Raw genomic sequence first — 21,462 nt, 5'->3', positions numbered from 1 at the left:
TCCGGAGGGGGACAGGGTGAGAGCGTCGACGGTGACGCCCATCGGGCGAGGATAGGGTTCTCCGACCGTTCCGCCCACCTCTTGGGGCCGGTGTCGCGATCGGGGTCGACGGATCGACGCAGCGGTGCCTCCCGCGCGTGCTCAGCCCGCCACGGCGGCAGCCCGGCGATCCGCACGACGGTGGCGCACGTGCTGCACGGCGGAGAGGATGACGATGCCGGCCAGCACGATGTACACGATGATCGTGATCGGGCTGCTCACCAGGATCGACGGGTCGCCCTCGGACACGGCGAGCGCGCGGCGCAGCTCCGTCTCGGCGAGCGGTCCCAGGATCACGCCGATCAGCAGGGGCGCCATCGGCATCCCGAACCGTCTCATGAGGTAGCCGAACGCTCCGAGCGCGATCAGCACGTACAGGTCGAAGTACGACGACGAGATCGCGTACACGCCGAGCATGGCGAGGATCGTGATCCCCGCGTACAGGTAGTGCTGGGGGATGTACAGCAGGCGGGCCCAGATCGGGGCCAGGAAGATGTTCAGGGCCAGCAGAGCGATGAGCCCGATGAACAGCGAGGCCAGCAGGGTCCACACCAGGTCGCCGCTGCGCTGGAACAGGAGCGGGCCGGGCTGCATCCCGTACTGCTGGAAGGCCGCCAGCAGGATCGCGGCGGTCGCGGAGGTGGGCAGGCCCAGCGCGAGCAGGGTGCCCAGCGCCGTGCCGGCGGTGGCGTTGGCCGCGGCCTCCGGGGCGGCGAGCCCCTTGATGGAGCCGGTCCTGCCGAACTCGGGATCGTCCTGCCGATCGGCGAGGCGCTTCTCGGTGCCGTAGGCGAGGAAGGTGGGGACCTCGGCGCCGCCGGCGGGGATCATCCCGAAGGGGGTGCCGAAGGCGGCACCGCGCAGCCACGCGGGCAGGGCCTTGCGGAAGTCCGCCCGGCTGATGCGCGCCACCCCGCCCGGGTCGATCTTCAGGCTCTCGGGGTCGCGGTGGATGCGCGAGGCCACGTGGAGCACCTCGCCGAGGGCGAGCAGTCCCACCGTCACCACGACGATGTCGAAGCCGTCGAACAGCTCGGGGATCCCGAAGGAGAAACGTTCCGTGCCGCTGGGACCGTCGATGCCGACCAGCGCGAGGGCCACGCCGAGCATGAGGGCCGCGAGGCCGCGGGTCATCGATTCGGACACCACGGAGGAGATCGCGAGGAACGCGAAGACGGCCAGTGCGAAGTACTCGGCCGGGCCGAAGGACGTCGCCATGGTGACCAGGAACGGCGAGAAGAACACGACGACGGTGGTCGAGATGAGTCCGCCGATGAAGGCGCCGATGGCAGCGGTCGCCAGGGCCACGGCCGCGCGTCCGTGGCGCGCCATGCGGTGGCCCTCGAACGTCGAGGCGATCGCGGAGGATTGGCCGGGGGTGTTCAGCAGGATCGCGGCGGTGGAGTCGCCGAAGAGGCCGCCGAAGTACACGCCGGCGAACATGATGAAGGCCGCCGTGGGATCCAGGGCGAAGGTGATGGGCAGCAGCAGGGCCACCGCCATCGAGGAGCCGAGGCCGGGCAGCACGCCCACGGCGGTGCCCAGCACGGCCCCGATCAGCACGAACAGCAGGTTGTACGGCGTGAGGGCGGCGGCGAAGCCGCCCATGAGCAGGGCGAGCTGGTCGATCACAGGGAGCCTCCGAACAGTGCGGGAAGGGACAGGCCGAGCAGCCCGCCGAAGGCCAGCTGGATGAGGGAGGAGGCCAGCAAGGACACGCCGATGTCGAAGAACGGTCGCTTCGACCCCAGCAGGCGGCACATGCACCAGAACAGGGCCGCGGCGGAGATCACCCAGCCCGCGTACGGCAGGATCACGACGAACCCGACCATGGACAGCAGGACCAGTCCGAGCGTGCGGAGGTCGCTCGAGGGGTTCTTCGCGGCGGTGGCGTGCGCAGCGACCTCGGCGTCGGCATCGACCACCGCGTCGGCGTCGGAGGGGGTGTCGGTGGGGATCTCGGAAGCGGCCACGGCTGCGGCGACGTCCTTCGAGGAGACGGCTCCGGTGACCGCGGTGGGCGCGCCGGGCGTCCCGGGCTCGGCCAAGCCCGAGATGTCATGGAGCATGTCCGCGGAGAAGTTGCCCTCGAACTCGTCCTGCTCCAGGTCCCGCGGCTGCTCCGGGTGGCGGATCACGTCGACGGCGAGGAGAGCTGCGGCGAGGAGCAGCAGCACGCCGAGGACGACCGGGACGAACTGCGGCCCGATCACGTCCTCGCCGAGCACGTTCATGGTGGTGGAGCCGATCAGCAGCACGATGCCGACGGCCGCCAGCAGCACCACCACGATCAGTTCCTTGCGGACAGCCAGTGCGCTCAGCGGGCGTGCGCCGACGGGTGCGCTCCTACGGGGGGCGGGTGTCTTCACGGTGCTCCTCACAGTCCCAGGTCCTCGACGATCTCGGCGGCCTGCTCGGCTTCGTCCCGGATGTAGTCGGCGAACTCATCACCGGTCAGGAAGCTGTCGGTCCAGTCGTTGCGCTGGAGGGTCTCCGCCCAGGCGTCGGAGTCGCGCATCTCGGTCACGATGTCCACGAACTGGTCGCGCACCTCGTCGGTGATGCCGGGGGCGGCGACGACGCCGCGCCAGTTCGACATCGCCACGTCCGTGCCCAGCTCCACGAACGTGGGGACGTCGACCCCGGGCAGGCGCTCTTCGGCGGAGATCGCGATCGCGCGCAGCGTTCCCGCCTCGACCTGGTCGGCGACCTCGTTGTAGCCGGAGACGCCGATGGTCGTGGTGTGCGAGAGCAGCGAGTTCAGGGCCTCGCCGCCGCCGGAGTAGGCCACGTAGTTGAGGTCCTCGGGGTCGATGCCGATCACCTGGGCGAGGCGCCCGCTCAGCAGGTGGTCGATGGAGCCGAGGGAGCCGCCGCTGATGGAGGTGCCGCCAGGGTCGTCCGTCCAGGCCTCGAGCAGGTCGTCGAGCGTCTCCAGCTCGGAGTCCGCGGGGACCACGATGGCGGCGTAGTCGTCGGCCAGGCGGGCGATAGGGACCACGTCGTCGAAAGTGGCCTCGCCCTCGCCGAGGGCGATCGCACCCACCATCACGCCCCCGGTGACCAGGAGGGAGCTGGGGTTGCCGGGAGAGCGGATGAACTGGCTCAGGCCGATCGTGCCGCCCGCGCCGGGGATGTTCACGACCTGCACGTTGTTGACGATCGACTCCTCGCGCAGCACCTGCTGGCTCTCGCGGGCGAAGCCGTCCCATCCGCCGCCGGTCGCGGCCGGGGCGATCAGCGTCAGAGTGCTGCGCGCCTCCGAGCCGCCGGCGGTGGAGGCGCCGTTGGCCAGAGCGGCTGCCGTGGTCCCGGCGACCACCGCGGTGAATCCGCCGTACAGCAGAGTCCTGCGTCGCATGGTCCAGTCTCCTCGCACTTCGTCGTGACGCCCCAGCGGCGACAAGGATCACAGAGTGTATGCACAGCGGAGTACTGAGACGCAACAAGAAGACTTGTGTCTTCCAAGAATCCACATGTACGCATTCGTGAACATACGGATACACTCTTCGCGTGGGCCGTCCGGAACGTGGCGGCGCTGGGCCGAGGGCCGTCGGTGAGCAGAGGAGAGCAGCATGGAACGGGACGCGGACGTCATCGTCGTCGGAGGCGGGAACGCCGGATTCAGCGCCGCGCACGCGGCCGCGGAGCGCGGACGCTCCGTCATCGTGCTCGAGCGCGGCGAGGGCCAGACCGCCGGGGGGAACAGCTACTTCACGGCCGGCGCTACCCGTATCGCCCACCAGGGCCTCGAGGAGCTCGCGGAGTTCGTGGAGCCCGATGAGCGGCACGCCGTCTCCACGGTTCCCCCGTATTCGTCCGAGGAGTACCTCGCCGATCTGGAGCGCGTCACCGAGGGACGCAACGACCCGGACCTCAGTCGCGTCCTGGTCGCCGAAGCCCAGCCCACCCTGCGCTGGCTCGCGGGGCTGGGCCTGCGCTATCGCCTGATGTACGAGCGGCAGGCGTACGACCGGCCCGACGGCACCTACCTGTTCTGGGGCGGCCTGCACGTAGGGAACGTCGACGGCGGCAAGGGTCTGATCGCGGACCACACCGCCGTGGCCCGCCGCCTGGGCGAGGACGTGCGCTACGGCCACCGCGCCACCGAGCTGATCGTCGAGGACGGTCGCGTGGTGGGCGTCGTCGCCGAGCACGATGGTCGGCGGGTCGCGCTGCGCGCCGAGTCCGTGGTGCTCGCCGCCGGCGGCTTCGAGGCCGATCCCGAGATGCGCGCCGAGCACCTGGGGGAGCGCTGGGCCGCCGCCAAGGTGCGCGGCACCGCGTTCAACGTCGGCGACATGATCCGGGCGGGGCTCGCGATCGGCGCCGACCGGGGCGGCGACTGGTCCACCTGCCACAGCGTGCAGTGGGACGCCTTCCACGAGCACAACGAGGGCAACCTCGACCTCACCAACCGCCTCACCCGGCAGAGCTACCCGCTGGGCATCCTCGTGAACACCGACGGCGAACGGTTCCTCGACGAGGGCGCGGACTTCCGCAACTACACCTACGCGAAGTACGGCAAGGTCATCCTCGAGCAGCCCGGCTCCCTCGCCTTCCAGGTGTTCGACGCCGTCACCCGGCCGATGCTGCGGGCCGAGGAGTACGAGATGCCGGGCGTCTCGGAGGTGGTCGCCGACTCCCTCGAGGAGCTCGCCGCGGCGCTCGGGATCCCTGCGACGCGCTTCGTCGGCACGGTCGCGGACTTCAACGCCGCGATCGGCGACGCCAGCTTCGACCCCACCGTGAAGGACGGCAAGAAGGCCTCGACCACCCCGCCCAAGTCGAACTGGGCGAGCCCGATCGCGCAGGCGCCGTTCTACGCCTACCCCGTCACCTGCGGCATCACCTTCTCCTTCGGCGGCCTGCGCGGCAGCACCGAGGGCCAGGTGCTCGACGGCGAGGGCAGCCCGATCCCGGGCCTGCTCGTGGCCGGCGAGATGCTGGGCGGGCTGTTCAGCGGGAACTACCCGGGCGGCTCCGGCCTCGCCGCGGGCTCCGTGTTCGGTCGTCGTGCGGGGCTCATCGCCTGATCCCGCAGGCGCGCAGGATGCGGCCGATAGGCTCCGTGATGTCGTCGGAGCAGGACCAAGGACCGGGTGAGACCGGAGGACGGAGGACCGTGTGAACGGCAGGAACGACCGCGGGCAGATCTTCTCGACCCTGCGCTCCGAGATCCTCGACGGCACGCTCGCCCCGGGGACGGCCCTGCGCGAGGTGGCGCTCGCCGAGAGGTTCGAGGTGTCCCGCACCCCGGTGCGCGATGCCCTCTCCCGCCTCGAGCAGTCGGGTCTGCTGTGCCGGGCCCAGCGCGGCCTCGAGGTGCAGAGCGTCGATCCTCAGACGGTCATGCAGGTCTACGACGTGCGGATCCTGCTCGAGGAGCAGGTCGCCGGCGATGCCGCCCTGTACCGCACCGTCCGTGACGTGCTGCGCCTGGAAGCGCTGGTGCAGCGCGACCGGGATCTGGAGACACGGGACGATTCCGCCCTGCGCCGCAGCAACCTGGAGTTCCATCGCGCGATCTGGACCGCCTCGCACAATCCCGTCGTGCACGACCTGCTCGAGCGCCTCTCGCACCACCTGGTCCACGCCCCGCATTCGACGCTCTCCGTGGGCGACCGATGGCAGGAGGCGCTCGAAGAGCATGCGGAGCTGCTGCGTGCGATCGACGAGCGCGATGCCGACGCGGCCCGCGCCGTCGCCAGGCGGCACTTCGAGACCGCTCGCGGCATCCGCTTGGACATCCTGCGGCGCTCGGCCCTCGAGGAGACCGCCGGGACGCTCGGCGAGAGCTGACCTGCACGGAAGACTCGTCCCGTGGGGAACGGGTCAGCTCGGCACCTGCTCGTCGGGTGCCAGTTCGATCGTGCGGGTGGTGCCGTCCTCGAGGGTGACCTGCGCGGTGACCGGCTCGTTCAGCTCGGAGTCGTTCGCCGTGGGCCACCAGGCGCCGAACCAGCCGTCCCCGAGAGTGGCCTCCACGGGGCCGGCCGACGTCTGCAGCCTCAGGCCGACCACGGCCTCACCGACCTCGCCGGCGAGCACGTGCTGGGATGACGGCTCCGAGGTGTCAGCCGGGGCGTCGGAGCCGGCCGTCTCCGCCCCGATCGCCGCGTCCTCGGCGACAGGCTCCATCCCGGCCAGGCCGTTCGCGCGAGTCAGCACGCCGTCGTCCGGGACCGCGGGCGCCTCTTCGTCGACGTCGGACACCATGGAGATCGAGTTCCAGCCCTCGTCGACCTCCACGGCCAGGCAGGTCAGGGTGCTGCCGTCCCCCTTCGTCCCGACGAGCAAGCTCGCGATGCCGCGCTGCTCCGTGATGTGGATGTCGAGCGCGGCGGTGCTGTCGGGCTGCTGACAGGAGCGGAGGGCGTCGCTCGCGTCGCCGGGATCGTCAGCTGTCTCCGTCCACGACGCGGCGACGGTGGCGGGTGGTCTGGTGGCCACGATCCAGACCGCGACCAGTACGGCGACGACGACCGCCGCGGCCAGCACCAGGAGCAGTGTCCATCGTCTCGAGGGCGGTGTCGCGGGCTCGGTGGTGTCATCTCCGACCATGGCCCGAGTGTGGCACGACAGTGCCCGCCCCGGCCTCGTCGTCCTCCGTGGGGTCCTCCCGCGTGACGTCCCGGGAGGCGACCCGGCTGTCGGCCGGGATGTCGCCCGTGCTGTCGGACGCGTCGCGTCGGCGCATCTCCCAGCCGGCCGCGACGGCCGCTGCCAGCGTCACCGCCGACATTGCGACCAGCACGATCCCGGGATGCCACCATGCCTGCGCGGTCCATGCCCCGAGCGCGGACGTGGCCAGCGGGACCACGCCGCCCACCGTGGCGGCCACGGCGTAGGCGAAGGACAGTGCCGAGTAGCGGAAGCGGCCCGGGAACAGGTCGCTCATCAGTCCGCCGAGCGCCGCCCAGGACATCGTGGGCAGGATCCCGCCCACCACCATCAAGGTCACCAGCACCCCGAAGCCCGCCGATTGCAGCAGGAAGTACAGCGGGAACGCGATCAGCGCCGTGCCCAGGGCGCCGACGCCGACCACCAGCGCCGACCCGGTGCGGGCCGCGAGCGCACCGAAGAGGGGGATCGTGACGAGCTGGAGCAGGGCGCCGATGGTGGCCGCGGTGAGGAGCTGCCGGTAGTCGTAGCCCAGCACCACCGAGCCGTAGTTCATCGTGTACGTGTTCATCAGCGCGTACGAGCCGATGCCCAGCTGCGCGGCGCCCACCGCGATGATCAGGGCGAGCGGCCGATCGCGCAGCATCGACAGCACAGGACGCTCGGCGCGGCCGCCGGTGCGGGCGAGCCGCGCGAACACCGGAGTCTCGTCGATCGCGCGGCGCAGGTAGAGCGAGACCAGCAGCAGCGGGAGCGCGAGGAAGAAGGGCACCCGCCAGCCCCAGTCCTGCATGGCCTGATCGGGAAGGGTCATCGTGAGGCCGAGGAACACCGCGGCCGACAGGATCGAGCCGACGGGGGAGCCGAGCTGCGGGATCGCGGCGTAGAAGGCGCGTTTGAGCGGATGGGAATGCTCGGTGGCCAGCAGCACGGAGCCGCCCCACTCACCGCCCAGGGAGATGCCCTGCACCAGGCGCAGCACCACCAGGCCGATCGCGCCCAGCCAGCCGGCCTGCGCATACGAGGGCAGCGCGCCGATCAGCGCTGTCGCCACCCCCATCAGGCCCACCGTCCACAGCAGGGTGGTGCGTCGGCCCAGTCGATCGCCCATGTGCCCGAAGATCAGCGCGCCGACGGGCCGGATCACGAACGAGACCGCGATCGTGCTGAAGGAGGCGAGTGTGGCGCCGGCCGCGCCGAGCGGTTCGAAGAACAGCGGCCCCACGAAGAACGCGGAGAAGTACGCGTAGAGGTAGAAGTCGAACTGCTCGAGCGAGGTGCCGATCATCGACGCCCAGGCGACGCGCGTCGGAGCGCGCCGGATCGGGGCGGTGGTGGCTGTGGGGGCGGTCATGGGGCTGGTTTCCTGCCGTGTTCTGCGCGAGAGGTGGAGACGGTTACCGAGGTTCTCAGCGCGCGAGTTAAAGTCAGCGGTTTCGTGTCACAGGTCACACGATCGCGTCACGTCATGCACTTCTGGTCCTCGCGACCCTAATGTCTTCGCATCCGTAAAGGTTCCGATGACTTTAACTGGAGGTGTCTGCTCATGGGTGACCAGGTGTCCCTCGCCGTCTCGACGGTCATCTTCGCCCTGCGCCCGCATCCGCGCACCCATCGACCGGTGCTGTGGCTGCCCCTCGTGCGGCGCATCCGTGCTCCTCACCAGGGGAGATGGGCTCTTCCAGGGGGTCCTCTGGCGTCGGACGAAGGCCTCGCCGCGTCCGCCGCGAGGAACCTGCGCGAGACCACCCGGCTCACCCCGCAGTACCTCGAGCAGCTCTACGCCTTCGGCGGTCTCGACCGCGCCTCGACGGCCGACGAGCGCACCGTCTCGGTCATCTACTGGGCGCTCGTGCGCCCCGAGGAGGCCGACGCGGGCGAGGCGGGCGTGAACGTGCAGTGGTTCGTGGCCGACGAGCTGCCCGAGCTCGCCTTCGACCACTCCTTGATCGTCGAGTACGCCCTGTGGCGCCTGCGCAACAAGGTCGAGTACTCCCGCATCGCCGCAGCCTTCCTCGGGGAGACCTTCACCCTCGCCGAGCTGCGCGCCGTCCACGAGGCCGTGCTGCAGCGGACCCTCGACCCGGCGAACTTCCGCCGCCAGATGGAGACCGCCGGACGGCTCGTGGCCACCGAGGCCTTCCGCACCGGCGGCCGCCACCGTCCTGCTCGCCTCTACCGGCACGACCAGTCCATCCACCTCGCCGACAACGGCCCGCTCACCGGTCTCTGACCGCCTCACCCCACGGAGAGCATCACCATGACCACGACAGCCAGCACAGCCACCACCGCCAGCACAGCCACCACAGCCTCGGTCGACCTGACCATCCGCGACATCTCCGCCGGCGCCACCTCCGGCAGCACCTGCTCCACCGAGCTGCTGGACGCCCCGTGGGACGTCGACGCCCGCGACCCCGGCTACGGCCCCGGTGCTTCGATGGCCGATCCGACCCCGGCCGCCGCCCCGCGCCAGGGCGAGATCCCGCAGGAGTACCGCGATGCGAGCGCCGAGGAGCTGGACCGTCGGATCCGTGCCGCGAAGGCCGAGCTCGGCGACCGGGCCGTGGTGCTCGGGCACTTCTACCAGCGCGATGAGGTGATCCAGTACGCGGACTACGTGGGCGACTCCTTCCAGCTCGCCAACGCCGCCAAGGCCCGCACCGAGGCGGAGGCGATCATCTTCTGCGGCGTCCACTTCATGGCGGAGACCGCCGATCTCCTCTCCGGCCCCGACCAGGCCGTGATCCTGCCGAACCTCGCCGCAGGCTGCTCGATGGCGGACATGGCGGACATCGACCAGGTCGAGGAGTGCTGGGAGCAGCTCATGGAGGTCTACGGCGGCGAAGTGCCCGTCGCCGACGGCCGCCTGCCGGTGATCCCCGTGACCTACATGAACTCCTCCGCGGCGATCAAGGGGTTCGTGGGCCGCCACGGCGGGATCGTGTGCACCTCCTCGAACGCCTCGACCGTGCTCGAGTGGGCCTTCGAACGAGGGCAGCGGGTGCTGTTCTTCCCTGACCAGCACCTGGGCCGCAACACTGCCAAGGCCATGGGGATCTCCCTGGAGGAGATGCCGATGTGGAATCCGCGCCAGGTGCTCGGGGGCAACGACGAGCAGACCCTGCAGGACGCGAAGGTGGTGCTCTGGCACGGCTTCTGCTCGGTCCACAAGCGCTTCACCACCGTGCAGATCGAGCAGGCCCGCACTGAGCACCCGGGCGTGCGCGTCATCGTGCACCCCGAGTGCCCGATGCCGGTGGTCGACGCGGCGGACGAATCGGGCTCCACCGACTACATCCGCAAGGCCATCGAGGGCGCCACCGAGCCGACCACCTTCGCGATCGGCACCGAGATCAACCTGGTCCAGCGCCTGGCCGCGCAGCACCCCGAGCACACGATCTTCTGCCTGGACCCCGTGGTGTGCCCGTGCTCCACGATGTACCGCATCCACCCCGGCTACCTCGCCTGGGCGCTGGAGTCGCTGCTCGCCGGTGAGGTCATCAACCGCATCACCGTCGGCGAGGACGTCGCCCAGCCCGCCCGCCTTGCGCTCGAGCGCATGCTCGCCGCGAAGCCCGCGCCGGTGACCACCACCTCGGAGCGCTGAGCATGGGCGCCCGGAACGAGGTGCACACCGACCTGCTGGTGGTCGGCTCCGGGATCGCCGGGCTGACGGCGGCGCTGCGTGCCTCCCGCACCGCCGACGTCCTGCTGGTGACCAAGACGGAGCTCGGCGAGGGGTCGACGCGTTACGCCCAGGGCGGCATCGCCGGAGCGCTCGACCCCGCCGACTCCGCCGCCGCCCACGCCCGGGACACACTGGGTGCGGGCGCGGGACTGTGCGACGAGGCCGCGGTGCGCGTGCTGTGCGAGGAGGGGCCGACGGCCATCCGCCGGCTGATCGACCTCGGAGTCGCCTTCGACCGGACCGGCGGGCCCGACAGCAGCTACGCGATGTGCCTCGAAGGCGCCCACTCCCGGCCGCGGATCCTCCACGCCGGCGGTGACGCCACCGGACGGGCGATCGAGAACGCCCTGGTCGCGACGGTCAGGGAGCGGGGGATCGCAGTGCGCGAGCAGTCGGCACTGGTGGATCTGCGGGTCGAGGACGGCCGGGTGGTCGGCGCCGAGCTGATGACGGCCGACGGGACCCGATGCATGGTGCGGGCGCGAGCGACGCTGCTGGCGACAGGCGGCGCCGGCCAGCTCTTCTCCCACACCACGAACCCTGCTGTCTCCACGGGCGACGGGATCGCCGCCGCCGCACGGGCCGGGGCCGCGCTCGAGGACCTGGAGTTCTATCAGTTCCACCCCACGGCGCTCGCCGCTCCCGGCTCCTTCCTGATCTCCGAGGCGGTGCGCGGGGAGGGCGCGGTGGTGCGCGATGAGCAGGGCCGACGCTTCCTGCCTGAGCTCGATCCGCGCGCCGAGCTCGCTCCCCGTGACGTCGTGGCCCGGGCGATCGCCCGGGTCATGGACGCTCAGGAGGGCAGGCCCGTGCTCCTGGACGCGACCGGGATCGGGTCCATGCGGCTGCGGGAGCGCTTCCCCACGATCGACGCGGCCGTGCGTGCGGCGGGCTTCGACTGGGGCCGCGCCCCCGTGCCGGTGACCCCGGCGGCCCACTACTGGATGGGCGGGATCCGCACGGATCTGGACGGCCGCACCAGCTTGCCCGGGCTGCTTGCCGCGGGGGAGTGCGCCCGCACCGGCGTGCACGGCGCGAACCGCCTGGCCTCCAACTCCCTGCTCGAGGCTGCCGTGTTCGCCGCCCGTGCGGTCGAGGTGGCGCTGTCCGGGTGCGGAGCCGGGGCTGTCGGTGCCGGACCCGCCGAGGCCCCGTGGGCGGTCTCCGTGCCAGCAGGGTCCGCGCCAGGGCTGTCGGTCCTGACCGGCACCGCCGTGACAGCTCGTCCGGATCGTCCGTCGCCTGCCGAGCCGTCGCCTGCCGAGCCGTCGCCCCCGACGGGCCCGTCGGCCGGCGTGGACCGAACGGCCCGAGCGGACCCGTCGGCCCCCGTGGACCGAGCGGCCCGAGCAGACCAGTCGGCCGGAGCCTGGTCTCGCGCCGCCCTGCAGGACCTCATGTGGAGCCGGGCCGGACTGCTGCGCACCGGCAGCCAGCTGGCCGGCGCCGCCGCGCAGCTGAACGCGTGGCGCAGCCCGGCACCGTCCGTGCTCACCACGGTGCGCGCGCTCGAGGACCGCAACCTCCTCGACCTCGCGCGTCTGCTCACCGCCCACGCGCTCAACCGGCCTGCGTCCGTCGGTGCCCACCACCGCCTCGACGCCCCGATCTCCGTCCCCGACTCCGCCCAGGAGGCCCTCGCATGCTGAACGCCCCGACCAGCCCGACCACTCCGACTGCCCCGACCGGCGCGGCCGCTCCGACTGTCCCGACCGGCGCGGCCGCTCCGAGCGCCGCATCCCGCATTGCACCTGGCGCGTCCTCGACGCTGCCTGCCGCCCAGATCGATCGCGTCGTCTCCGCCGCCCTCGCGGAGGACGCCCCCTGGGGCGACCTCACCGGCCAGGTCTTCCTTCCCGCTGACGCCACCGCGACCGCGCAGCTGACTGCGCGCGAGCCCGGCGTGCTCAGTGGGATCGACGTGTTCGCCGCCGCCTTCCGCCTCACCGACCCCGCCGTCGAGGTCACCGCGCACGCCGCTGACGGGGACCGCTTCGAGGCCGACGACGTGCTCGCGACCGTGAGCGGACCGGCTCGTGCCGTTGTGCAGGCAGAGCGCATCGCCCTGAACTTCACCCAGCGCATGTCCGGGATCGCGACGCTGACCAGGCGCTTCGTCGATGCCGTCGACGGCGCCGGGGTGCGCATCACCGACACCCGCAAGACCACTCCGGGCCTGCGGGCGCTCGAGCGGCACGCCGTCCGCAGCGGCGGGGGAGTGAACCACCGCTTCTCGCTCTCGGACGCCGTGATGGCCAAGGACAACCACCTCGCGATCCTGCAGCAGCAGGGCCTGGACCTCACCGAGGCGATCCGCCACGCCCGCGCCCAGCTCGGCCACACCACGCGGCTCGAGGTGGAGGTGGACCGTCTGGATCAGATCGAGCCCGTGATCGCCGGCGGTGTCGACATCATCATGCTCGACAACTTCTCCCTGGAGGACCTCGCGCGCGGGGTGGAGATCGTCGGTGGTCGGGCGATCATCGAGGCCAGCGGCACCGTCACCCTCGAGACCGTCGGCGAGATCGCCCGCACCGGAGTGGACGTCATCTCCTCTGGTGCGCTCACCCACTCCGTGCGGAACCTCGACCTCGGCCTGGACACCACGCTCGCCGCCGCCGCCACGGTCACGGTCTGATCGCCCGGAGGACTGGACATGCTCTATCTCGACAACGCGGCCACCACCCCGGTGCGCCGCGAGGCCCTCGACGCCGCGTGGCCCTACCTGACCGGCACCTTCGGGAACCCGTCCAGCCATCATCAGGTCGGCGAGGCGGCTGCGGCAGGCCTGCACGATGCCCGCGGGCGGGTCGCCGCCGTGCTCGGTGCGCGCCGCAGCGACATCGTGTTCACCGCCGGGGGTACCGAGGCCGCGAACCTCGCGATCAAGGGCCTCGCCCTCGCCTCTCCTCGCGGGAAGCACCTGGTCACCTCGCCGCTCGAGCACGACGCCGTCCTGCACAGCGTCGAGTTCCTCCAGCGGGTGCACGGCTTCGAGGTGTCCTTCGTCGAGGTGCTGCCCGACGGGACCGTGACCCCGGAGGCCCTCGGCGCCTCGCTGCGTGAGGACACCACTCTGGTCAGCTTGGGCCTGGCCAACAACGAGATCGGCACCGTCCACGACATCCGTGCCCTGGCCGAGATCGCCCACGCCTCGGGCGCGCTCGTGCACACCGACGCCGTCCAGGCCGCCGGCTGGATCGACCTGCGCGGACTCGGCGTCGACGCGCTGACCCTGTCCGGGCACAAGATCGGCGCCCCCAAGGGGATCGGCGCCGCGATGATCCGAGGGCGGCTGCCCGTGGAACCGCTGGTCCACGGCGGAGGCCAGGAGAACGCTCGGCGCTCCGGCACCGAGAACGTGGCCTTCGCGGTCGCGCTCGCCGTCGCCCTGGAGCTTTCCGAGGCCGAGCGGGAGGAGAAGGCGGCACGCCTGGCGCCGCGACGGGACGCCTTCATCGAGCAGGTCCTCGCCGCGCGGGACGGCGTGCTGCTGACCGGCGCGGCACCGGGCCCGGGCCGACTTCCCGGGCACGCCTCGTTCTGCGTGCCCGGGCGCAGCGGGGAATCGATCCTGCTGGACCTCGCTGAGCGCGGCGTGATCGCCTCGAGCGGTTCGGCGTGCGCGGCAGGCAGCGACGAGCCCAGCCACGTTCTCACCGCCCTGGGCATCCCTCGCGAGGTGGCGCAGACCGCTGTGCGCTTCACCCTGCCCGCCGGTATCACCGCCGAGCAGCTGGAAGCCGTCGGCACGCTGGTCGGCCAGGTCATCGCCCCTGAAACGGGTCGTCACCAGCCGTAGCCCCGGTCGTACCGAGATTGCGCACGCCACAGAGCGCACGGCTGGGTGGAGCCCCGTCGCACCCCGCGGCACGCCGGCATCGGGTCGGGATACTCGGGGTCTTCCTTCATCGGGCCGAGGTCGGGATCCATCCACGCCTTTACGACCATGAACTCTGATCGCAGGGTGAAGGCGTTCCAGAAGATCTCGCAGTCACAGCCTGCGCCGCGGGATCGCAGCCTCCGCACGAGGGCGGTCGCGGCTGGAGCCCTCGCCTCGCGGTAGCGCCGGGCCCATCGCAGTCCGGCACATCCGAAGGTGAGCATGCGGAAGACGTAGCAGTGGAGGCACTCGCCGTCGGCAGGATCGGTCATCCGCCGCGCCAGGTCCCGCAGGTACTCCTCGGCTTCGTCGAGAGGGGTTGATGTCATGGATCCAGTCGATCATCACCCTCATGGTGTGCATGGGCGGAAGCGCCCGGCTGTGGAGGGGGGCGTGCTGGGGAGGAAAGGCCCGGCCGCAGGGCGGTGATCCGGGTGAAACGTTCCGAGCCCGGCCGAGGTCCCCCGTAGACTCTCGGCGTGACTGAGCAGACCCCTTCGAACCCCGCCGTCCGCCGCGCCGTGATCCTCGCCCGCGGGCTCGGGACGCGCATGCGCAAGGCCGATGACGCCGCCCAGCTCGACGAGAAGCAGGCCGCCGTCGCCGCGAGCGGCGTGAAGGCCCTCATCGACGTGGGCCGGCCCTTCCTCGACTACGTGATCTCCGTGCTGGCGGACGTCGGCATCACCGAGATCTGCCTGGTCATCGGCCCCGAGCACGACGTGCTGCGCGAGTACGCCGCCGCCGTCAGCGGGGACCGCGTCACCGTCACCACCGCCGTGCAGGCCGAACCGCTGGGCACCGGCGATGCCGTCGCTGCGGCCCGCGACTTCGCCGGCGACCAGCGCGTCATCGTGCTGAACTCCGACAACTACTACCCGCGCGAGGCGCTCGCCGCCCTCGCCGCAGCCCCGGGCAGCGCCCTGGTCGGCTTCGACCGCGAGGCCCTCGTGACCGACTCCAACATCCCCGCCGAGCGCATCCGCGCCTTCGCTCTCGTCGCGGCCGACGGGGGCGGCCATCTGCGCGACATCGTCGAGAAACCCGATGCCGCCACGCTCGCCGCCTATGGGGACTCCGCCCCGGTCTCCATGAACGCCTGGCTGTTCACCCCCGCGATCTTCGACGCCTGCGCGCGCATCGAGCCCTCCGTGCGCGGTGAGCTCGAGATCATCGACGCCGTGCGCCTGCTGGTCGCCGAGGGCGAGACCTTCACCGTGGTGCCTGCCGCCGTGGGCGTCCTGGACATGTCCTCGCGGGGCGATGTCGCCGCCGTCCAGGGCGCCCTCGCCGGGATCGAGGTGCGCCTGTGAGCGACGTCCTCGCTTCCCTGCTCGCCGGTGACCGTCCCGACGGCGCCCACTCCGACGATGCTCGCACCGAGGGGACGCCCTCCGACGGCGTCCCCTCGGACACCGTGCGCTGGTTCGTGCCCGGGCGCATCGAGGTGCTCGGCAAGCACACCGACTACGCCGGCGGGCGCTCCCTGCTCGCCGCGGTCGACACCGGCCACACCGTCACCGCCACCGCCCGCGAGGACCGCGTGCTGGAGGTGCGTTCCGAGGTCGCCCACGGCACCGTCACCATCGACCTCGATGCAGGTGGGGCTCGCCCCGCCGATCAGGCCGACGGGCACTGGGGCGGCTACGTCCGCACCGTCGCCGACCGGCTCGAGAAGAACTTCCCCGGCCGGCTGCGCGGGGCGGACGTCACCGTGACCTCGACACTGCCCCTCGCCGCCGGGATGTCCAGCTCCTCGGCGCTCGTCGTCGGCCTCGCCCTCGCCCTCATCGACCTCTCCGGGATCGCTGCGGATCCGGTCTTCACCCGCGAGATCACCACCACCGAGCAGCTCGGCGAATACCTCGGGACCGCGGAGAACGGGCAGAGCTTCGGCAGCCTCGCCGGGGATCGCGGCGTGGGCACCTTCGGCGGCAGCGAGGACCACACCGCGATGCTGTGCGGCCGGCCCGGGGCCCTCGTCCAGTACTCCTTCTGTCCGGTGCGCCACGAGCGCACCATCGACGTCGACGACTCTCTGACCTTCGTGGTCGCCGTCAGCGGTGTCGAGGCCGCGAAGACCGGTGCCGCCCGCGACGACTACAACCGGGTCTCTCTCGCGGTCTCCTCGATCCTGCACCGCTGGCAGGAGGCGACCGGCCGAGACGACGCCTCCCTCGCCGAGGCCGTCTCCTCGGGGCCCGGCGCCGTGCGCCGACTGCGGGAGCTCGCGGCCGACGATGACTACCTCGTCGGCCGCCTCGAGCAGTTCCTCGCCGAGTCCGAGCGGATCATCCCCGCCGCGGCCCTCGCCCTCGAGGAGGGAGACCTGGAGGAGTTCGGCCGCCTGGTCGACGAGTCCCAGGCCGGCGCGGAGGACGGTCTGCGCAACCAGGTCCCCGAGACGATCGCTCTGCCGCGCCTGGCCCGCACCGTGGGCGCCCATGCCGCGAGCGCCTTCGGAGCCGGCTTCGGCGGCAGCGCGTGGGCTCTGGTGCCGGCCGACGGGGCCGAGCAGTTCGCCGCCCGCTGGCTGGACGCCTATCGCGCCGAGTTCCCCGGCCGCGCGGACGCCACCACCGCGATCACCCGGCCCGGAGGCGCTGCGCGTCGTCTGGCCAGCTGAGACGCGTTCGGGCCGACGCCTGCGGGCCTCGGATCGAGGTCCGTCGACGTGACGACGTGAGAGTGGGGTCCGCCGACGTGACGGCGTCGGATCGGGGGCTATCGACGTGACGGCGTCGACCGGGCCCGTCGGCCGGAGGAGACGTCGGACCGCGGCAAGAGGGGACGTCGGACCGCGGCAAGAGTGGACGTCGGATCGCGGGCGCAGGAGACGTCGGATCGGGGGCGCAGGGGACGTCGGATCGGGGGAGGCTCTGTGATCCGCGGCGGATCCGGTACGCCGTGCGCGGAGTGCAGCCCCCGACCGGGGCCGGGCGCGAGGTGCTGTGCCACGATGACACCGTGAGCACACCGATGAACTCCTCCCTGCCCTGGCCCACCGAAGCCCCTGTGATCCCGCTGCGGGAGGCGCGCCCGATCCTCGACCGGATCGCCTCGCTGGCCCGCACCCACGAGCAGGACGTCACGCTCGTCCCGGGGGCCGCCCTCGCGGAGGAGGACACGGCCGCGGATCCGCCGCCCGCTCTCGAGCAGATCCTCGACGAGCTCGGCGGCATCGAGCTGTGCGGGATCCCCGTGCTGATGCTCCTGATCGAGGACCGCACCGATGTGGGCCCGTACACGCTGCTGGGGAAGGCCACCACCTTCTACCCGCTGTACGAGACCCCGGAGGTCGCGGTGGTCCTCACCCTCGATGACGACGGTGCACCCGGTGTGGTCTACGGCATCGGCGAGGACCTCGCCCTCCAGCTCGCCGCCCCGGATCTGCTCTCCTACCTCGAGCGCTTCGCCGACGCGCTCGAGGCCTCGCTGCAGGCTCTGGCTCAGCGGGGGGACGAGCCCGACACGAAGGGCGATGCCCGCGCCGAGGCCGCGCAGGAGCTCATGGACCAGCACCTCTTCGCCGCGATCGTCGGCGCGGGGGAGGACGAGGACGAGTACGAGGGGGCTGCCGGGCAGGACACGGCCGTCGTCCCCCTGCAGGACGCCTCCGCCTCCGGGATCGACGCCCTGCCCGACGGCGCTCTCCTGGTCGCCGATCTGCGCGCAGCCCCGGTGGGCGCCCGCGTCGACCTGATCGACGCCGACGTGCCCGGGGACCCGCTGGACCTGCGCATCGCCTGGCGTGACCGCGGCCGCCTGGTCACGCTCCACACCGACTGACCTCGTTGATCTCTCCCTGAGGGACGGCCCCTCAGGCCCGGCGTCGACTGGAGGCGGCGAGGACTGCGGCCAGCAGCGTGAGCGCGGCTCCAGCGACCGTGGTCACAGTGAGGTGCCCGGGAGCGGCGATCGCATCGATCACCACGGATCCCACGATCTGCCCGGCGATGGTCGACATCGCCAAGGTCAGCACGCCGAGCGGCCCGGCGAGGTACGCGGCCATCGCGATGAACACGATGCCGATCGGCCCGCCGAGGTAGAGCAGGGGGTTCGGGGGCAGTGCCTGGGGCGCTCCGGCCGCCAGCATGTGCATCGACGCCGCCAGGGCCAGCACGGCAGTGCCCACCACGAAGTTGCCGAGCGTCGCGACCAGGAAATGCCCGCTGTGCTGGGTGACCCGACCATTGGTCGCCTGCTGCAGACCCATCGCCACCCCCGCGACCATCGGGAGCGCGAGCAGGTACCAGGGCGCCTGGGTGCTGAATCCCCGGGACATCGCGAGAACCACCGAGACCACCATCAGGGCTGCCCCGAGCACCCGCAACGGGGTCAGGTGACGGACCCCGCCGGGGCCGAGCCCCACCCGGTCCACGACGAGCCCGGTGACCGTCTGCCCGGCGACCACGCACACGATGAACAGCGCCACCCCGAGCAGGGAGACGGAGAAGGCCTGCCCGAGCACGTAGACGGCGCCGCCCACGCCCCCGATCGCGAGATACCAGGGGAACTCGCGACTGCGCAGTTCCCGCCAGAACCGGGCGGCGAGATGGCGCACCGTCGGCATGATCACCAGGAGCAGCAGCAGGATCACGAGCCCGGTGCCGAAGGAGATCGCCGACGCGGCGAAGCCGTCGTCCAGCTCGGCGGCCAGGTCGGAGTTGATGCGGGCCTGGATCGCGCCCATCACGCCGCACACGATCGCTGCCGGCACGGCCCACCAGGGCGCGGGCCGGTGGGTCGCCCGGGACGGTGCGGTGGTGCCGGCAGGTGGTTGGGGAGTGGCGTGCGAGGCAGGTCCTGTCACGAGGGGAACTGTACGACCTGTGAGCGGCCCCGCACGCTCGGTGAGCGGTCTCGCGCGTCCTTCGAGCGGGCCAGCACGCTCGGTGGGCGGTCTCGCGCGTCCTTCGAGCGGCTCCGCACGCTCGGTGAGCGGCCTGGCGCGTCCTTCGCGCGGACCTGCAGGGGCCCGGTCGGCCTCACAGGGGAGCGAGGGCGTTGGAGACGGGGTCTACCCTGGACGTCCCAGCGTCTCGAGCCTGAGACGTCACGACCAGGAGCAGCGCCATGACCTCGTCCAGCACGGACACCCCCGCACCGGTTCTCGTCCTCGTCCCCGGAGCGGCGGGAGCTCCGGCCGACGGCAGCGCTCCGTTCCGGCTGGCCGATCCTGCCGTCGCGCAGCTGTCGATCACGGATCTGGTCGTGACGCGCGGCGACGGCATCTTCGAGACCATCGGAGCCTTCGACGGCACGCCGATCAACGTCGGCCCTCACCTGGCGCGCCTCGCCCGCAGCGCTTCTCTGCTCGAGCTGCCCGCCCCGGACCAGGAGGTCATCGCGGCCGCGGTCTACGCGGCGATCGAGGCGCATGCCGACGTCCCTGAGCTGACGATCCGCGTCATGTACTCCCGCGGCATCGAGGGCGAGGACACCCCGACCTGCTGGATCGACGCCCACGTCTCCGCCGACTGGGCCCCCTATCGCACCGGGATCCGGGTGGCCTCTCTGGACCGTGGACTCTCCACGACCGTCTTCGACGAGAGCCCCTGGCTGCTGCAGGGCGCGAAGACGCTCAGCTATGCCGTGAACATGGCGGCCGTCCGCGAGGCGAAGCGCCGGGGCGCACAGGACGCGCTGTTCGTCGCGACCGACGGATACGTGCTCGAAGGGCCGACGTCGACCCTGCTGGTGCGCCGCGGCGACGCCTTCCTCACCACCCCGGTGAGCGCGGGTGTGCTGCCGGGAACCTGCGTGAACACTCTGCTCGCCGCCCTGCAGGACGAGGGCTACGAGGCCGGTGAGGAGCTGATGAGCCTGCAGGACGTTGCGACCTCCGACGGTGCCTGGCTGCTCTCCTCGACCCGCCTCGCCGCTCCGATCACGCACCTCGATGACACCGAGCTGCCCGTGGACCTCGGGCTCACCGCCCGCTTCGAGGACCTCCTCACCGGCAGGGCCTGACCCCGCTCCGCCGTCCTCGCTCGCCTGGCCACGGCTCGGCGGCCTTGTTCGCCCCGCTTGCCTGGCCCCGCCCCATTCGCCTGACCTTGCCCGGCTGGCCTCGTTCGCCCGGTTCGCCTGGCCTTGCCCCGGCGGCGGCCGCAAATGTGAGCTGGGGACCTATGCGAGCAGCCCACATAGGTCCCCAGCTCACATTTGCGGAGGGCACCCGTTGCGCGTGAGGACAAACGGGGTGCGTGGTGCGTGCGGCCGGAAGGGGAGCGGTTCGGGGTGCGTGGTGCGGGCCGACGCACGTCAGGTGCGGGCGAGGAGCTCGCGGGCCAGGTCCGTGTCGACGACGAGCGTGTCGATGACGCCGCTGCGCAGCACCCCGAGCACACCGGGGGCCCGCTCGACCCCCGCCGCGATGCCCAGCACCTCGGGGATGCGCAGCAGCTCGGAGAAGGTCACCGCCAGGACGCGCTGATCCGTCGGCGCCCCGAGCGGGATCCCGTGCGCATCGATGAAACGTCCGCACACGTCACCGGCCGGATGCTGCGCCTCGAAGGCCGCACGCTCGGCGTCGCTGAGCGCCATCAGGCTGAGCACGTGCGGCGAGGAGTGCACGCCCATCGAGCCGATGCCGACCACGGCGAGCTCCACTCGCGCGGCGGCCTCGAGCACCGAGCCGATGCTGGACTCGGCGCGCAGGCTGCTCACGGTCGTTGCCGATTCGAGCACCGCGGGGGCGTAGAGCGTCTCGGGCCGGGCACCGAGCCGGGAGGCGAGCACACGCACCACGGACTCGCCGGAGTCGAACTGGTCCAGGGAGCTGTGCCCACCCACCAGGGGGAGGACGCGCGGCGTCGGCCGCAGATGCTGGGTCTCGAGCTCGGCGACCACGCTCTGCATCGTCTGCCCCCACGAGACGCCGATGCTGGCCACCTGCGTGGCCCGTGCGCTGATCACGCCGGCGCCCTCGCGGGCGACGGACTCCATGGCCGAGGTGCGCGGGGCGGAGACGACGTGGGCCTCGCGCAGGGAGAACGCTGCCCGCAGTGCTGCCTCGAGGGCCTCGTCGCGGCGCGGCGGCCCGTCGGGGTCATGGATCGCGATCTCGACGATCCCGCGGTCCCGCGCCTGGGTGAGGATCCGGGAGACGTTCGAGCGTGAGAGCCCCAGCTCGGAGGCGACCTCCGTCTGCGAGCGGCCCTGCTCGTAGTAGAGCCGGGCGGCCCGCACGATCACGGAGGTGTCGCGAGGTGCGGGCATGGGC

The 21,462-nt window shown here is 71.9% G+C and carries 19 protein-coding genes; 11 read left to right on the top strand and 8 right to left on the bottom strand.

Annotation, left to right across the window (positions count from 1 at the left end; genetic code table 11):
* Positions 1 to 141 precede the first annotated feature (141 nt).
* The 3 genes from CIK71_RS06090 to CIK71_RS06080 are packed head-to-tail and all read right to left on the bottom strand — an operon-like array spanning position 142 to position 3,400.
* Complete coding sequence (locus tag CIK71_RS06090) at positions 142 to 1,668, bottom strand: tripartite tricarboxylate transporter permease (protein WP_096164333.1); 1,527 nt, start codon at positions 1,666 to 1,668, stop codon at positions 142 to 144.
* Complete coding sequence (locus tag CIK71_RS06085; protein ID WP_176485565.1) at positions 1,668 to 2,408, bottom strand: tripartite tricarboxylate transporter TctB family protein; 741 nt, start codon at positions 2,406 to 2,408, stop codon at positions 1,668 to 1,670. Before CIK71_RS06085 ends, CIK71_RS06090 begins: the two co-directional genes overlap by 1 nt.
* Before the next feature lie 8 nt (positions 2,409 to 2,416).
* Positions 2,417 to 3,400, bottom strand: a complete 984-nt coding sequence (locus CIK71_RS06080; protein WP_096164301.1) for a Bug family tripartite tricarboxylate transporter substrate binding protein — start codon at positions 3,398 to 3,400, stop codon at positions 2,417 to 2,419.
* Between the two features lie 214 nt (positions 3,401 to 3,614).
* On the opposite strand from CIK71_RS06080, the gene tcuA reads away from it, so the two are divergent.
* The gene (gene tcuA, locus CIK71_RS06075) at positions 3,615 to 5,075 is read left to right on the top strand and encodes an FAD-dependent tricarballylate dehydrogenase TcuA (RefSeq protein ID WP_096164300.1); all 1,461 of its coding nucleotides are present in this window, start codon (positions 3,615 to 3,617) and stop codon (positions 5,073 to 5,075) included.
* 91 nt (positions 5,076 to 5,166) lie between these two features.
* Positions 5,167 to 5,841: a GntR family transcriptional regulator gene (locus CIK71_RS06070; RefSeq protein ID WP_096164299.1), complete on the top strand. Its 675-nt coding sequence runs from the start codon at positions 5,167 to 5,169 to the stop codon at positions 5,839 to 5,841.
* 33 nt (positions 5,842 to 5,874) lie between these two features.
* On the opposite strand, the gene CIK71_RS06065 is transcribed toward CIK71_RS06070, so the two are convergent.
* Both CIK71_RS06065 and CIK71_RS06060 read right to left on the bottom strand, forming a co-directional pair.
* The gene (locus CIK71_RS06065) at positions 5,875 to 6,603 is read right to left on the bottom strand and encodes a hypothetical protein (RefSeq protein ID WP_096164298.1); all 729 of its coding nucleotides are present in this window, start codon (positions 6,601 to 6,603) and stop codon (positions 5,875 to 5,877) included.
* A complete protein-coding gene (locus tag CIK71_RS06060; protein WP_096164297.1) occupies positions 6,590 to 8,017 on the bottom strand; it encodes an MFS transporter in 1,428 nt (475 codons plus the stop codon). Before CIK71_RS06060 ends, CIK71_RS06065 begins: the two co-directional genes overlap by 14 nt.
* Before the next feature lie 192 nt (positions 8,018 to 8,209).
* Between CIK71_RS06060 and CIK71_RS06055 the strand changes: the two genes are divergently transcribed.
* From CIK71_RS06055 to CIK71_RS06035, 5 genes are read left to right on the top strand one after another with little or no spacing between them, the layout of a single operon-like run.
* Positions 8,210 to 8,896 (top strand): NUDIX hydrolase, encoded by a 687-nt coding sequence (locus CIK71_RS06055; RefSeq protein WP_096164296.1) that lies wholly within the window; start codon positions 8,210 to 8,212, stop codon positions 8,894 to 8,896.
* Positions 8,897 to 8,923: 27 nt separating this feature from the next.
* Positions 8,924 to 10,270, top strand: a complete 1,347-nt coding sequence (nadA, locus tag CIK71_RS06050; protein WP_096164295.1) for a quinolinate synthase NadA — start codon at positions 8,924 to 8,926, stop codon at positions 10,268 to 10,270.
* Positions 10,271 to 10,272: 2 nt separating this feature from the next.
* Positions 10,273 to 12,000 (top strand): L-aspartate oxidase, encoded by a 1,728-nt coding sequence (gene nadB / locus CIK71_RS06045; RefSeq protein WP_096164294.1) that lies wholly within the window; start codon positions 10,273 to 10,275, stop codon positions 11,998 to 12,000.
* On the top strand, positions 11,994 to 12,989 hold the full coding sequence (gene nadC / locus CIK71_RS06040) for a carboxylating nicotinate-nucleotide diphosphorylase (protein ID WP_096164293.1): 996 nt from the start codon (positions 11,994 to 11,996) through the stop codon (positions 12,987 to 12,989). The genes nadB and nadC overlap by 7 nt, the downstream gene beginning before the upstream one ends.
* Positions 12,990 to 13,007: 18 nt before the next feature.
* Positions 13,008 to 14,153 carry a cysteine desulfurase family protein gene (locus CIK71_RS06035; RefSeq protein ID WP_096164292.1) on the top strand — a complete coding sequence of 382 codons (1,146 nt, stop codon included), beginning with the start codon at positions 13,008 to 13,010 and terminating at the stop codon, positions 14,151 to 14,153.
* Here CIK71_RS06035 and CIK71_RS06030 read toward each other — a convergent pair.
* Entirely contained in the window at positions 14,141 to 14,563 is a 423-nt protein-coding gene (locus CIK71_RS06030) for a DUF2695 domain-containing protein (RefSeq protein ID WP_096164291.1), read from the bottom strand. The genes CIK71_RS06035 and CIK71_RS06030 overlap by 13 nt on opposite strands.
* Before the next feature lie 150 nt (positions 14,564 to 14,713).
* On the opposite strand from CIK71_RS06030, the gene CIK71_RS06025 reads away from it, so the two are divergent.
* The 3 genes from CIK71_RS06025 to CIK71_RS06015 all read left to right on the top strand — a co-directional run bounded on the left by CIK71_RS06025 (position 14,714) and on the right by CIK71_RS06015 (position 18,023).
* Positions 14,714 to 15,547, top strand: coding sequence for a nucleotidyltransferase family protein (locus CIK71_RS06025; protein WP_245857335.1), 834 nt, complete (start codon positions 14,714 to 14,716; stop codon positions 15,545 to 15,547).
* Entirely contained in the window at positions 15,544 to 16,860 is a 1,317-nt protein-coding gene (locus CIK71_RS06020; protein ID WP_217990145.1) for a GHMP family kinase ATP-binding protein, read from the top strand. Before CIK71_RS06025 ends, CIK71_RS06020 begins: the two co-directional genes overlap by 4 nt.
* A 341-nt stretch (positions 16,861 to 17,201) precedes the next feature.
* Positions 17,202 to 18,023: a hypothetical protein gene (locus tag CIK71_RS06015; protein ID WP_241964260.1), complete on the top strand. Its 822-nt coding sequence runs from the start codon at positions 17,202 to 17,204 to the stop codon at positions 18,021 to 18,023.
* Between the two features lie 31 nt (positions 18,024 to 18,054).
* On the opposite strand, the gene CIK71_RS06010 is transcribed toward CIK71_RS06015, so the two are convergent.
* The gene (locus CIK71_RS06010; RefSeq protein WP_241964261.1) at positions 18,055 to 19,047 is read right to left on the bottom strand and encodes a DMT family transporter; all 993 of its coding nucleotides are present in this window, start codon (positions 19,045 to 19,047) and stop codon (positions 18,055 to 18,057) included.
* 263 nt (positions 19,048 to 19,310) lie between these two features.
* On the opposite strand from CIK71_RS06010, the gene CIK71_RS06005 reads away from it, so the two are divergent.
* Positions 19,311 to 20,207 (top strand): aminotransferase class IV, encoded by an 897-nt coding sequence (locus CIK71_RS06005; RefSeq protein ID WP_096164289.1) that lies wholly within the window; start codon positions 19,311 to 19,313, stop codon positions 20,205 to 20,207.
* Between the two features lie 294 nt (positions 20,208 to 20,501).
* Here CIK71_RS06005 and CIK71_RS06000 read toward each other — a convergent pair whose 3' ends face one another.
* Positions 20,502 to 21,458: a sugar-binding transcriptional regulator gene (locus tag CIK71_RS06000; RefSeq protein WP_096164288.1), complete on the bottom strand. Its 957-nt coding sequence runs from the start codon at positions 21,456 to 21,458 to the stop codon at positions 20,502 to 20,504.
* Positions 21,459 to 21,462: the final 4 nt, after the last annotated feature.

Source organism: Brachybacterium alimentarium, assembly GCF_002332425.1.
GTDB classification, from domain to species: domain Bacteria; phylum Actinomycetota; class Actinomycetes; order Actinomycetales; family Dermabacteraceae; genus Brachybacterium; species Brachybacterium alimentarium.
This window is presented reverse-complemented; position numbering and strand designations above follow the sequence as displayed.

Bases quoted from the DNA above. Each gene is read 5' to 3' on its own strand.
- nadB (WP_096164294.1), top strand. From the start codon at position 10,273: ATGGGCGCCCGGAACGAGGTGCACACCGACCTGCTGGTGGTCGGCTCC.
- CIK71_RS06005 (WP_096164289.1), top strand. From the start codon at position 19,311: ATGACCTCGTCCAGCACGGACACCCCCGCACCGGTTCTCGTCCTCGTC.
- CIK71_RS06035 (WP_096164292.1), top strand. From the start codon at position 13,008: ATGCTCTATCTCGACAACGCGGCCACCACCCCGGTGCGCCGCGAGGCC.
- CIK71_RS06030 (WP_096164291.1), bottom strand. From the start codon at position 14,563: ATGACATCAACCCCTCTCGACGAAGCCGAGGAGTACCTGCGGGACCTG.
- tcuA (WP_096164300.1), top strand. From the start codon at position 3,615: ATGGAACGGGACGCGGACGTCATCGTCGTCGGAGGCGGGAACGCCGGA.
- CIK71_RS06080 (WP_096164301.1), bottom strand. From the start codon at position 3,400: ATGCGACGCAGGACTCTGCTGTACGGCGGATTCACCGCGGTGGTCGCC.
- CIK71_RS06060 (WP_096164297.1), bottom strand. From the start codon at position 8,017: ATGACCGCCCCCACAGCCACCACCGCCCCGATCCGGCGCGCTCCGACG.
- nadA (WP_096164295.1), top strand. From the start codon at position 8,924: ATGACCACGACAGCCAGCACAGCCACCACCGCCAGCACAGCCACCACA.
- CIK71_RS06000 (WP_096164288.1), bottom strand. From the start codon at position 21,458: ATGCCCGCACCTCGCGACACCTCCGTGATCGTGCGGGCCGCCCGGCTC.
- CIK71_RS06065 (WP_096164298.1), bottom strand. From the start codon at position 6,603: ATGGTCGGAGATGACACCACCGAGCCCGCGACACCGCCCTCGAGACGA.
- CIK71_RS06055 (WP_096164296.1), top strand. From the start codon at position 8,210: ATGGGTGACCAGGTGTCCCTCGCCGTCTCGACGGTCATCTTCGCCCTG.
- nadC (WP_096164293.1), top strand. From the start codon at position 11,994: ATGCTGAACGCCCCGACCAGCCCGACCACTCCGACTGCCCCGACCGGC.